Below are 12,652 nucleotides of genomic sequence, written 5' to 3'. Positions count from 1 at the left end.
CGGGCTCCGTCCGCTGCGTTTGCCAGATCGCGCCGCTAGCGGGACCCGCGGATGACGATCGTCACCGGGCCGCGCAGACGCAGGCGGCGTGCGCCGCCGCAATGCGGGCACGCGCCGCCGCCGCGCTGTATCCGGCGTCCGGAGGCGGCCGCCACGCGGCGCGCGGCAGGCGCGACCGTACGCGCGATCGCGCGCGCCACTTGCCCGCGCGGCGTCGCGCGCCGTTGCGCCGATACGAGCGGACGCGCGAGACGGCGCACCGTCTGCGGCCGGCGCACGACCTGCTGCGCCGCGCGCTGCGCGATCTGCACGGCCGTCTGCGGCGACGCACGCCGGCGTTGCGCGATGCGGCGCGTCGCCGTCACCACGCGGGCGACCGCGCGCGCGGCCTGCGGTCCCTGGCTGCGCGTCGCGGTGCGCACCGCACGGGCGACCGTTCGCACCGCCGCGCGCCGCACCTGCGGGTTCGCGCGCGCCACTGCGGGCAGCGCGCGCCGAACGACCATGCCGGCGAGCACGGGCGCGGCGGCATCGAGTTCGTCCTCGTCGAGCGCATCGACCATTTCGTCGAACAGCTCGAACTCGTCTGCGCCGTCCGCGAGCATCTTTCCGGCGACATTGGCGATACGGCCGATCAGCTGCGCCTGCGGCAGCGGAATCATGCTCGCGATCGGCGCGATGGTGCGCGCCACGCTGCCGATGCCGCGCCCGACACTGCGCGCGATCCGCCCGAGCCGCTTGAAGAACTCGTCGCTGTCGCCCGCGTCGAGCGCATCGGCGACGGCGTCTTCCATCGCGTCGAGTTCGTCTGTCGCGTCGAATTCGTCGAACTCGTCCGACTCGTCGAATTCGTCGCCTTCGTCGGCCATCTGGAACTCGTCGTCCGATTCGTCGGAGTTGTCGAACGCACCGGCCGCGTGTCCGGCGACGCGGCCGAGGAACTCATCGTCGCCCTCGTCGCCGAAGTCGCCTTCGTCGTAGCCGTCTTCGTCGCCCTCGTCGTAGGCGTCCATCGGATGATGCGACGGGCCTTCGGCGGCTTCGTACATCAAATCGTCCATTACATCGGTTTCGAAGCGATCCATGATGTGCTCCTTGTTCGACAACGCTCAGCGCGGGGTGATGGTCAGCGTGGCCGGCCCGCTGATCCGGATGGTTCGCGTGCGCCCGCGACCGACGCCGGGCAGGCCGCGTCCGAGCGAGCGGGGGCGCGCGAGCGGTCCGGCGGATGACGGCCTCGCTCCCGGCGACCGCGTGAGGCGGCGCACCATGCCGGGGTGCTGGGTGAGCCGCTGCGCCGCTCGCGGCAGACCACGGCGCAGCACCTGCACCGCCTGCTGCGGCGTCGGCACCTGCCGTTGAGCCACGCGCGCCGCCGATTCCGAAAGCCTCGGCAGCGTGCGCACGGCCTGCGGTCCGCGCCGCCGCGCGAGTTCACGCGCCGCCGCCGCGACGCCGCGCACGAGCGCCCGGCGGCCCGCCTCCGATAGCTGCGCGACGTTGCGATAACCGAGCCCGCGCGCCGCCGCACGCGCCGCGAGCGCGACTGCGGCGGGCAGAGCCTCGTCGAGGCCGTCTTCGAGATAGAGGTCCATGACTGCGTCGAATGCATCGTCGGCGCTGTTGCCTTGTCCCAGCAGCTGGCCGATCTGGCTGAACAGTCCCTGCGCCCCGCTCGCGGTCTGACCGAGCGATCCGGCGATGCTCTGCGCCCGCCCCGCCGCCGACCCGACGCCCTGCGCGACGCGGCTGACCTGATCGAGTACGCTGCCCGCGGCTGGCGCTCCCAGCAGGCGCGCCAGCCGCGCGGCCGTTTCGGCAGCGGGCGAGACCACACGCGCCGCGCGTCCCACGCCGCCGGCGATATCGCCCGCCCGGCTTGCGAACGATCCGATCCGGCCTGCGGCGCCCGCCGCGCTCCCCATGCCGCGGCTCACCAAACCCGCAGCGCGTCCGAGGCCGCCGAGCAGACGGCCGATGAATTCGTCGTCGCTTGCGGCGTCGAGGCCATCGGCGATTTCTTCTTCGAACGCGTTCCACAACGCCATGTCGTCGACGCCTTCCGCTTCGCCCGACGACATCCCGTCGAAGCAGTCTTCCGTCGCGCAATCGCCGCTGTCGGCGAATGCCTCGTCGCCATACATGCCGTCAGCCGATTCGTCGAACTGCTCGGGCCGGTCGAAGTTGTCGGCGCCGTCGGCATCGGCCTGATCTGCAACGTCGCTATCAAAGAGATCACTCATTGCTTTCTCCGCAACTGAGATCGACTGCGCGAGCCGATCCATGTGCGCAGTGTAGGAACTTGCGCGCGCGGTTCAATCGTCAGAAGGGGGACATGCAAGCGGGTTGCTGCATCGGCTTTCGCCCCGTTGAGCCAACCTTTTGTGGCGACGTAGAAGACATTAGCGCGCACTGGCGGATGCGAACGGATTACCGCATATGGGGTAGCGCACTTTCAGCCGAGATATATCTTGCGTTTTTACATTCGGTATACCTAAAAATACGGCAGTAACCTGATCGCAATTCGCGTTGATCGCATTGCAAGGTATCCAAACGACTCTTCTTCGGCGCTTGCATTCGTGCTGCGATGAGTGAAGCCTCCGGTGGATTCGCGTGACGCTCGCGCCACGCGATTCGCCGCATGACGACGCGGCGCACCGCTTTAGGGCGCACGCGAGGTCGGAGGCAATGACCGGCTACCGAACGGCTTTACGCTTTCGCGTCAGGATTGAGCCGATCCGATGGGAGGCGCTTCGTGGCGACGGTTCCAGACAAGCGCAAAGCGTCCTGCGATTCGCAGCGGCCTGGGCACGATGCCGTGCTCGTCGAGTTCGCGGATGCGACCGGCATGCGCGAGGTCGGGACGATCGAACTCGGAGGCAAGGTATGTCGAGCCATTGTCGATGGCGCGGGCGTGCCGCGCGCGGCGCATCAGAGCGAGACGCCCGTAACGTCGCGCGGTGGCGATGAGCCGATCGTCCGCTTCGAGTTCGAAGGACAGCGTTATGCCGTCGTCACCGAGCGGCCCATGCGTCCGATGCTTCCGGATCACGACGCGATGAGGGCACCCGATGGCGCGATCGGCATCGACATCATGCGCATGCTGAGCCGACGCGAAATGGAAGTGGTTCAACTGGTATGCATGGGCTTCCTGACCAAGCAGATCGCGGGCCGCTTGCAGATCAGCGAGTTCACCGTGCGCACCTACGTGAAAACGATCTATGCCAAGCTCGGCGTGCGCTCGCGCGCCGCGCTCGTGTATCGGTTCATGCGAGCAATGAACAACGACGTGCGCGGATCGGGCGAGTGACGCGAGGCTCCGGCTTCGTAGAGGCTTCGGCGCCGTTCGCCTGGATCGGCGCACCGGCCGCATTCATCCAGCGAAACGCGGCTCGGGAAGACCTCGCACGCCGAGCCCGGTCACGGCGAACAATCCGCCTTTGTCCTTCTCCTTCTGCGGAATGCCCCACATGGGGCGGCCCATGGTCGATACGTAGAGCGTGTCGAGGTTCGGGCCGCCGAACATGACGCTCGTCAGATTGCGCACGGGAAACGGCACGACGCGATCGATTTTTCCATCCGGCGAGAAGCGCAGGATGCGCCCACCGAAGACCAGCGCCGACCAGATATAGCCCTCTTCGTCGACGGTCGCGCCATCGAAGGTGCCGGCCATGTTGCGGGCCGATGCGAAGAGCCGCTTGTTCGAAACGCCGCCCGTTTCGATGTCGTAGTCGTAGGCGACCATCTCCTTGCTGTAGGTGTCCGTGAAATAGAGCGTGCGATTATCCGGGCTCCAGCACGGACCGTTCGAACAGGTGATGCCGCTGTCGAGACGCGTCACGCGGCCGTCGGTATCGAGCCGGTACAACGCGCCGCTGCGCGTCGAACGCTGGCCGCGATCCGCGAAATAGCGGTCGAAGTCATAGGCCATCGTGCCCGCGACGAAGCGGCCCCGGCGATCCACCTTGCCGTCGTTGAAGCGCGTCTCGGGATCGTCGGATTCGGGATCGGCGATGAACTCGACGGTCTGTGACTCGAAGTCGTAGAAATGCAGGCCGTTGGCGAGCGCGACCACCGCGCCGCCCTTCTCGCGCAACGCCATCGAGCCGATGTGATGCGGCACGAAGTAACGCGTGACCTCGCTACCATCCGCGCGGCAACTGTAGATTTCGGCTGCCGTGCTGTCGATCCAGTAGAGCCGATCTTCGCGCACGTCCCAGAGCGGTCCTTCGCCCAGGTGATTATTGGCATCCACCAGCAAGCGTACTTCGGGCATCGTCGTCTCCTTGATGGGTTCGTTCTGTCAGTCGTTCTTGATTTTCTCGGCGCGCCGGTGCGCGAGCAGCGCCATCAGACGGCGATCGCGCCACCGGCTGCGCGCCTCGATCTGGTCGGCCGGGAGCTGTTCGCGGCGCTGCGCGTGCAGACTGGCGACGGCTTCATCGGACCATGAGAACGGCACGCGCGTATCGGCAATGCTGCGATAGGTGCCGCCGTAGCGCGACGCATAATCCGCCACGCCGCCGGGCGCGTTCAGGTCGATGGTTTCGAACGGGCCCATGAACGACCACCGCATCGCGAGCCCGTCGCGCATGACCGTATCGAGATCGGCGGCGCTCGCGTAGCCTTGCTCATAGAGGCTCAACGCCTCGTCGAGTACCGCCCCTTGAATGCGGTTCAGCAGGAAGCCCGAGATTTCGCGGTTGACCGTGACCGGGCTCTGTCCCGCTTGCTCGTAAATGACGCGCGCGCGTTGCAGCGTCTCTTGCGAAGTCCACGGCGTGCCGCACAGTTCGACGAGCGGCACGAGCGACGGCGGGTTGACAGGATGCGCGACGAGGCACCGCGCGCGACCGTCCAGCCCTTCCGTGAACGTCGACGCGGGCAGCCCCGATGTCGAACTGGCGAGCAGCGCTTCGGGCTTCGTCAGGCGGTCGAGTTCGGCGAACATGGCGCGCTTCACATCGACGATCTCGGCGATGTTCTCCTGCACCAGATCCGCGTTGGCCACCGCTTCGGCGAGCGAATCGCAGGTCTTTATGCGCTCGACGATACGGTCCACGCTTTCGTCGATCAGGCCGAAGGAAGCGAGATCCTCGACGCTCTCGCGAATGGCGGGGATCGCGCCCGAAAGCATGTCTCCTGACGCATCGTGGATTTTCACGGTAAAGCCGCTGCGGGCGAACACGATCGCCCATGCGCGGCCGATCCGCCCCGAACCGATCACCGCTATCTCTCTCGTGCTCATATGTTTCGTTCTCCTTATGTCAGGCGCGTTTGTCGCGCAGCGTGATGACGGCAGCCAGCACGACCACTCCGTTGATGATGTCGCGCACCGCCGGCGGAACCGTCGTGCCGGCGAGCAGCGTGCCCAGCGCGGTGAGCAGCAGCGCGCCGCCGAAGACGCCGAGATAGTGGCCGCGTCCGCCCGTGATGAGCGCGCCGCCCACCACGACGACCGCGATGGACGGCAGCAGGTAAGGGTCGCCCATGCCGAGGAATGCCTGCGAACTGAAGCCGGCGAGCAGCAGCCCGACGAGCGCCGCGCACACGGCCGAGACGCAGTACACGGCAATCAGCACCGCGCCCACGCGCACGCCGGAGAGCTTCGCCGCGATCTGCGAGTTGCCGACTGCATAGATGCGGCGCCCGAACGGCGTGCGATGCAAAAGCAATAGCGCGAACGCGAGAAACACCGGCACGCTCCACGCCGCGAGCGACAGCGGCCCGAGCCGGCCATTGGTGAAGTCGCTGACCGCCGACGGCGCCCAGCCTTGCGGCGAGCCGTTGCAGTAGATGAGCGTCAGCCCTTGCAGCAGTCCGTTGGCCGCGAGCGTGACGACGATAGGCGGCAGCCCCAGCATGACGACGCCGATGCCGTTGAAAAGCCCCACGAGCACGCCCACGCCCAGCACGACCGGTACGGCCCACGCGGCTGCGCCATTGACGCCGTGCGTGAGGCCCGTCAGCAGCACGCCGGAGAGCGTGATGAGCCACGGCATCGACAGATCGAGGCCGCCGGTCAGGATGACCGCGCCCTGCCCGAGCCCGAGGATCGCGAGGAAGAGCGTGAGCGTGAGCAGACTGCTATAGAAGTTCGCGCTGAAAAGCACGCCCGGCCCGTACACGACACCCGTGACCGCGACCACGCCGATAAAAAGCAGATAGGCGGGCAGCACATACTTCGCCCATTCGCGATTGCGTTCTATCCAGTCGCCGATCGCGCGCCCCTTCAGCTCCGTGTTCTCGATGGCGCGGAAGTCATTGACCTGGAACGACACGCGCCGCGCCTGCGCGTCGCGCGTGACCCGCGTCCCGGTTCGCACCGCCTTCAGCCACTGCGCGGCGTGACGCATCGATTCACGCGCCGCCGATTCCTTGCCGATCGACGCGCCGAGCACCGCGAGAATCAGGATGATGGCTTCGGCGATCGTCGTGAAGAACGCCGATACGTTCAGCACCAGCAGTATGTTCACGGTGATCATCAGCGTCATCGCGGCGAACACGGTGCCGACGCAGCCGCCGCGCCCACCGCCGAGCAAGGTGCCGCCGAGCACGACGGCGGTGAACATCGACAGCAGCAGCGGACGGCCCACGAGCGGATCGGCGGAACCGGTCTGCGCCGATACGTACAGGCCCGCGGCCGCGTAGAACATGCCGGCGAGCGCATACGTCGCCATGCGATAGCGCGTCACCGGCATGCCGTTGGCGAACGCGCCGTCCGGATCGCTGCCGAGCGCGTATAGGCCCACGCCGAAGCGCGTGCGCTTCACGAACGCCCAGATCAGCAACGCGACGATCAGGACTCCTGCTGACATCGGCAGCTTCTCGGGAATCAGATCGGACGTGAGGAATGCGCCGAACTGCTCACCGACACTGCCGCCCGGCTTGTTCTGGATCAGAAGCGTCATGCCCTGCACCATGAACATCGTTGCGAGCGTGACGACGATGGATTGCAGGCGGAACCAGGCGATCAGCGCGCCGTTGACGAGCCCGATGCCGCCGCCGATCGCGATGATGAGCGCCGCGCCCATCCATTGTTCGAGCGGCGTGCCCTGCACGAATCGCACTGCAAGCACATTCGCGAGCGAGACGACCGCCGAGGCTGACAGATCGAAGCCTCCGGTCAGCACGACGATGGTCTGTCCGATGGCCGCGAGCGCGAGCGTCGTCGCGCTCGAAATGACCGAGCCGAGGTCATACATGCCGACCGGCGTCGCGGACAGCGCGACCCACGCGGCCAGCATGGCGAGCAACGCGCCGACCGCGATGATCAGCCCGCGATGATGGTCCAGACGCGCGCCCCATCCTGTTCCTGTGCCCGGCTTGACGGTCTCGCTGTCGGGCGACGCAATGGCTACCTTCATGGAAGCACCTCTCAAGTCGAAAGCATCTTGCGCATCACGTTTTCTTCCGTGAGCGCGTCGCCGGAAAGCTCGCCGACATTGCGGCCGCGATACATCACCGACACGCGGTCGCAGACGTTGACGAGCTCAGGCACATCGGTGGAATAGAACAGCACGGAGCCGCCCGCCGCCGCGAAAGCGCGCATCAGCACGAAAATCTGATGCTTGGTGCCGACGTCGATGCCGCGCGTCGGATCGAACATCAGCCACACGCGGCTTTGCGTGAGCAGCCATTTGGCCATCGCGATCTTCTGCTGATTGCCGCCGGAGAACGAGAGACACGGCTTATAGAGCGCGCGCGGGTTGACTTCCATCTGCGCGAGCGACGTGCGGATGGCGGCCTGCTCCCGCTTGCGGTCGATAAGACCGAAGCGCGCATAACGCCCGATCACCGGCAAGGACACGTTGTCGCCACCGGGCAAGCGGAGGAACAAACCTTCGGTCTTGCGATCCTCCGGCAGAAAGCTCGTCGAGACGCCTGCCTTGAGCGAATCGGCGGTGGATGTGAGCGTGACCGGCTTGCCGTCGATGAGGATTTGCCCGTCGTCGACATAGGTCGCGCCGAACAGCGCTTCGAACAGCTCGCGCTGCCCCATTCCCTGCAACGCGGCAATGCCGTGCACCTCGCCAGGCTTGAGCACCAGATCGAAGTCGGTCACCACGCCGTCCACGCGCACGCCGCGCGCTTCCATCGCAGGGGGCTTCTGCGCGGCTTCGCGAAGCGCGGCCGGCTCGACCTTCGGCGGATACTTCGCTTCGAGCGATCTGCCGATGACTAGCTTGATTACTTCGTCGTCCGTAATGTCTGCTGCATCGAACTCGCCGACATCGCGACCGTTCCGATACACGGTGAGGCTGTCGCAGAACTCGCGCACTTCCTGCATGCGGTGAGAGATGAAGACGAACGTGACGCCCTTCGCCTTCAGTTCATCGATGCGGCGCGACAACCACGCGACGTCCCGCCCGGAAAGCGCGGACGTCGGCTCGTCGAGCAGCAGCACTTGGGGTCCGCGCACGATCGCCTTCGCGATCTCGATCTTCTGTCGCACGGGCAAGGACAGGTCGCGGATATACGCGCCGGGACGCACGTCGGAGAGTTCCAGCTTATCCAGCCACTCGGACGCCTGCCGCTGCGCTTCGCGCTTCCTGATGCGCCCGAAGAGACCCGTCGGCTCATACGACATCAGCAGGTTCTGCGCGACCGTGAGATCGCGCACCAGCGTCATTTCCTGAAACGCGGTCTGCACGCCCGCCCGATGCGCGTCCTTCGGTCCGCGCATGGCGACCTCGGCGCCCATCACGCGGATGTTGCCTTCGTCCGGCTGCATCAATCCGGACAACAGCTTGACCGTGGTGGATTTGCCGGCGCCGTTTTCGCCGAGCAGCGCGTGCACCGCGCCGCGCTTCACGCGGAACGACGCACCGTCGAGTGCGACCGTCGCGCCGAAACGCTTCGTCACCTTCGATAGATCGATCGCCAGAGATGCGTCGTTCATGATGAGCGCCTTTAGTCCTGGTTGCCCGTGAGCGCCGCGTTGAAGCCGACTTCCTTCGTGTCTTCGGAGTAGATGTCCGCGAACCAGCCCGGCGGCACCTTGTCCGGGCTGAATGCCGTGCAGCCCGCCTTCAGTTCGTCGATGCTGCCGGTCTTGCACAACTTCGACTGGCCGTTCTCCACGAGCGGCAACTTGAGCGTGATGTGCTGCGGGAAGTCCTTGCCGTCGAGCTTCGCGACAGCCATCTTGAGCGCCATCGCGCCGGAGTACGGCGGCGCGCCGTACGAGATCGAACGGTAGCCGATCGAGCGATACGCGCCCTGTCCCTTGACCTCGCCCGGCGGCAGCATCTGCACGCGATGCCCGTTCGACGATTCGCCCGCGCACGGCTTGATCTTGTCGTCCGCGATGCCCGCGTCGAGCTGCATCGACGCCGCCGTGAAGCAGCCGACCTGCATCCACAAGCCGTCGATCTTGTCCCAGCTATTGGTGGCGAGAATCTTCGACAGTTCGGTCTTGGCCGTCGCCTGGCTCCACATGCCGGTGCCTTCCGCGACGATCTTGATGCCCGGATACTTCGCGAACACGGCCTTCGCGGCTTCGGTGCGGGCGCGGTCCACCGACGTGCCCGGCACGCCGTTGATGAGCACGATGTTGCCCTTGCCGTTGATCGTCTTCGCGAGCCATTCCGCGGTCACCGTGCCGGCCTGATGCTGATCGATGTTCACGTTATGCGCGCACGGCTCGGTCACTTCGGCGTCGTACGCCGCGACGACCACGCCCTTCGAACAGGCATTCTTGATCGCGCGATTCAGCGCAGTGGGCGAGATCGGATAGATGATGATGGCCTTCGCGCCCGCCTGCACCATCGAGTTGATCTGCTGGATCTGCTTCTGCGCGTCGGTGCCCGCGACCTGCACTTCGAGATCGACCTTGTCCTTCAACGCCGGCGTGTTCGCCATGGCCTTGACCATGTTCGCGGCTTCCGTCTGCCAGTCGTTGCCGACATAGCTCATCGACAGAAACACCTTGTATTTGCCCGCTGCGTGCGCGCTTCCCGACATCGCAAGCGCCGTCGCCATCGCGAGGCCGAGCGCTGCCCGGCCCGCATGACGGATCGTATTCGTCCATGCTTTCATGTCTTCCTCCGCTGGTTGTCTTCTTGACTGCTTTCGGTCTTACGCCTCTTTCACTACATGCGGCAAGCGCGCGCTCGCCGGCAATGCGATGCCCGCGCTTCCCGGCACGACGTTGGGATCGTGTCCGGGAATCACGAAGTCGGCGATCTGGCGTATGCGCGAGAGCGAGCCGATCTCGGCAAGCGTCTCGTGCACGATGCCGACGGGCACCAGATCGACGATGTTTTCCATGCAGTTCGCGCAATCTCCCGCGATCAGCACGACGCCTTCTTCCGTATCCACGGCGACGGACTGATGGCCCGGCGTGTGACCCGGCGTCGGCACCACGCGCACGCCCGGCACGATATCGGTAACACCGTGCGCGAACTGCCAGCGGAAGTACGCCAGCGGCTCGCGGCCGATCAGAAACTCCTGGTAATAGGTGGCCTGCGTCGGCAGCGGGCGACCCGCGTATTCCCATTCCTGCGCCTGCACCACGAATCGCGCGTTCTTGAAGAGCGTATTGCCGCCGGAGTGGTCGTAATGCAGGTGCGTGTTGATGACGATATCGACCTCGTCCGCGCTCCAGCCGACGTATTCCTTCAGCGCGCGTTCCAGCCTTTCTTCCGGCGCCTGATCGCACGGGCAAACGAAGTTCGAAACCCAGCCCGGATCGTGGATGCCCGTATCGACCACGATCTTCTTGTCCGCGCCGACGATGGCCGTGGACCACACCGGCACTTTGATCTGCTGGCCGAAGTAACGACCATAGACTTGCGACGAGCGATCGACGGTGAGCCATCCCGTCGGCATCGCGACGACTTTCAGCTTCGCGCTCACTGTGCGCTCCCGGTCAGAAATTGGTGTTGTCCGCGCCCTTCAGTTGCAGCATCTGGCGCGCTTCGGCGGGCGTGGCGATATCGAGCGACAGCCCTTCGATCACCTGCTTGATCTTGCGCACCTGCGCCGCGCTCGAATCGGCCAGCTTGCCGGGCTCGATCCACAGCGAGTCTTCGAGTCCGACGCGCACGTTGGACCCTTGCGCGACGCCGATGGACCCGAGCGCGATCTGGTTGCGGCCCGCGCCGAGAATCGACCAGACGTAATCGCTGCCGAAGAGGCGATCGGCGGTTCGCTTCATGTGCGCGAGGTCTTCCGGATGCGCGCCGATGCCGCCCAGAAGCCCGAACACGCTCTGCACGAAGAACGGCGGCTTCGCCAACCCGCGATCCACGAAATGCGCGAGGTTGTACAAGTGCGAGATGTCGTAGCACTCGAACTCGAAGCGCGTGCCGTTCGCGCCGCACGAAGTCAGGATGTATTCGATATCCGCGAACGTGTTCTTGAACACGAGATCGCGGCTGTTCTCGAGATGCTTGCGCTCCCAGTCGTGCTTGAGCTCCTTGAAGCGATCGAGCATCGGATAGAGGCCGAAGTTCATCGAGCCCATGTTCAGCGACGCCACCTCCGGCTGAAAGTGATGCGCGGGCTTCAGGCGCTCGGCCACCGTCATGTGCGGACTGCCGCCGGTCGTCAGGTTGATGACCGCGTCGGTTTCCGCCTTGATGCGCGGCAGAAATTCCTGGAACACGGCGGGGTCCTGCGTCGGACGGCCATCGTTCGGGTCGCGTGCGTGAAGGTGAATGATCGCGGCGCCTTCCTTGGCGGCGGCGAGCGCGGCATCGCCGATTTCCTGCGGCGTGACCGGCAGATACGGCGACATGGACGGCGTGTGAATGGCGCCGGTCGGCGCGCAGGTGATGATGACCTTGCGTTTCGTTGCCATGGAATCCTCGTGCGTTTAGAGAACTTCGACGTTGCCGCAGACCGAGATAGCCTGTCCCGAGATGCCGCTGCCTGCAGGCGAGCACAGGAAGAGCGCGGTGGCCGCGACTTCTTCCGGCGTCGTCATGCGGCGCAGCGAAATCTTCGCGAGATACTGCTTCTCCATCTCTTCGTAAGAGAGATCGAGTTGCTTCGCGCGCGCGTCGATCACGCGTTCGATGCGAGGTCCTTTCACGATGCCCGGCTGTATCGCATTGACGCGTATGTTGTCGGGACCCAGTTCGATCGCGAGGCTCTTGGTCATGCCGACCACGGCCCATTTCGTCGCGGCGTACGGCGTGCGGAATGCGTAGCCGAGACGCCCGGCGACCGAGGACAGCGCGATGATCGCCCCGCCTTCCCTCGCTTCGCGTAGCAGCGGCACCGCACGGCGCGCGAAGTAGAACTGCGCGTTCAGATTGACATCGACGGTGTCTTCCCACGCCTTGACGTCGATCTCGTCGATGCCGCCGGTCGGCCCGGCAATGCCGGCGTTGTTCACGAGCACATCCAGCCCGCCGAGCTGGCTTTGCACGTCCGCGAACACGCGCTCCACCGCGTCGCGGTCCGATACATCCGCGAGCGTCGCCGTGATCGGGTTCATTTCCGCGCCCGCTTCGGCGTGGGCGAGCTCGTCTATCGCTTGCTGGCTCGCATCGCATACATGGACGCGCGCGCCTGCATCGACGAACGCCCGGGCGATCACGAGCCCGATGCCCGATGCGCCTCCCGTGATGAGCACGCGCAAGCCCGCGCGCGGTTTCAGCATCTGCAGAACCGTCATTGTCCGTCTCCGGTTGTTTTCATT

General features: G+C 65.7%; 11 protein-coding genes. 1 reads left to right on the top strand and 10 read right to left on the bottom strand.

Features of this window, described 5'->3' with window-relative positions; translation table 11 throughout:
- Positions 1-35 precede the first annotated feature (35 nt).
- Both LDZ26_RS22550 and LDZ26_RS22545 read right to left on the bottom strand, forming a co-directional pair.
- Positions 36-1,085 carry a hypothetical protein gene (locus tag LDZ26_RS22550; RefSeq protein ID WP_244851525.1) on the bottom strand — a complete coding sequence of 350 codons (1,050 nt, stop codon included), beginning with the start codon at positions 1,083-1,085 and terminating at the stop codon, positions 36-38.
- Between the two features lie 24 nt (positions 1,086-1,109).
- Positions 1,110-2,243: a hypothetical protein gene (locus LDZ26_RS22545; protein ID WP_244851524.1), complete on the bottom strand. Its 1,134-nt coding sequence runs from the start codon at positions 2,241-2,243 to the stop codon at positions 1,110-1,112.
- A gap of 512 nt (positions 2,244-2,755) precedes the next feature.
- On the opposite strand from LDZ26_RS22545, the gene LDZ26_RS22540 reads away from it, so the two are divergent.
- Entirely contained in the window at positions 2,756-3,310 is a 555-nt protein-coding gene (locus LDZ26_RS22540) for a response regulator transcription factor (RefSeq protein ID WP_244851523.1), read from the top strand.
- A gap of 63 nt (positions 3,311-3,373) precedes the next feature.
- Here LDZ26_RS22540 and LDZ26_RS22535 read toward each other — a convergent pair whose 3' ends face one another.
- The 8 genes from LDZ26_RS22535 to LDZ26_RS22500 are packed head-to-tail and all read right to left on the bottom strand — an operon-like array spanning position 3,374 to position 12,628.
- A complete protein-coding gene (locus tag LDZ26_RS22535) occupies positions 3,374-4,276 on the bottom strand; it encodes an SMP-30/gluconolactonase/LRE family protein (protein ID WP_244851522.1) in 903 nt (300 codons plus the stop codon).
- Positions 4,277-4,303: 27 nt separating this feature from the next.
- Positions 4,304-5,248 carry a 3-hydroxyacyl-CoA dehydrogenase gene (locus tag LDZ26_RS22530; protein ID WP_244851521.1) on the bottom strand — a complete coding sequence of 315 codons (945 nt, stop codon included), beginning with the start codon at positions 5,246-5,248 and terminating at the stop codon, positions 4,304-4,306.
- A gap of 19 nt (positions 5,249-5,267) precedes the next feature.
- Positions 5,268-7,367, bottom strand: a complete 2,100-nt coding sequence (locus LDZ26_RS22525) for an ABC transporter permease (protein WP_244851520.1) — start codon at positions 7,365-7,367, stop codon at positions 5,268-5,270.
- 11 nt (positions 7,368-7,378) lie between these two features.
- On the bottom strand, positions 7,379-8,902 hold the full coding sequence (locus tag LDZ26_RS22520) for a sugar ABC transporter ATP-binding protein (protein WP_244851519.1): 1,524 nt from the start codon (positions 8,900-8,902) through the stop codon (positions 7,379-7,381).
- 11 nt (positions 8,903-8,913) lie between these two features.
- Positions 8,914-10,041: a sugar ABC transporter substrate-binding protein gene (locus tag LDZ26_RS22515; RefSeq protein ID WP_244851518.1), complete on the bottom strand. Its 1,128-nt coding sequence runs from the start codon at positions 10,039-10,041 to the stop codon at positions 8,914-8,916.
- Between the two features lie 39 nt (positions 10,042-10,080).
- The gene (locus LDZ26_RS22510) at positions 10,081-10,860 is read right to left on the bottom strand and encodes an N-acyl homoserine lactonase family protein (RefSeq protein WP_244851517.1); all 780 of its coding nucleotides are present in this window, start codon (positions 10,858-10,860) and stop codon (positions 10,081-10,083) included.
- Between the two features lie 13 nt (positions 10,861-10,873).
- The gene (locus tag LDZ26_RS22505) at positions 10,874-11,806 is read right to left on the bottom strand and encodes a 3-keto-5-aminohexanoate cleavage protein (RefSeq protein WP_175942647.1); all 933 of its coding nucleotides are present in this window, start codon (positions 11,804-11,806) and stop codon (positions 10,874-10,876) included.
- A gap of 15 nt (positions 11,807-11,821) precedes the next feature.
- Complete coding sequence (locus LDZ26_RS22500; protein ID WP_244851516.1) at positions 11,822-12,628, bottom strand: SDR family oxidoreductase; 807 nt, start codon at positions 12,626-12,628, stop codon at positions 11,822-11,824.
- Between the last annotated feature and the right edge of the window lie 24 nt (positions 12,629-12,652).

The organism is Caballeronia sp. SL2Y3, assembly GCF_022879575.1.
Lineage (GTDB): Bacteria > Pseudomonadota > Gammaproteobacteria > Burkholderiales > Burkholderiaceae > Caballeronia.
The sequence above is the reverse complement of the archived record's forward strand: the minus strand, read 5'-3'. Positions and strand labels throughout refer to the sequence as shown.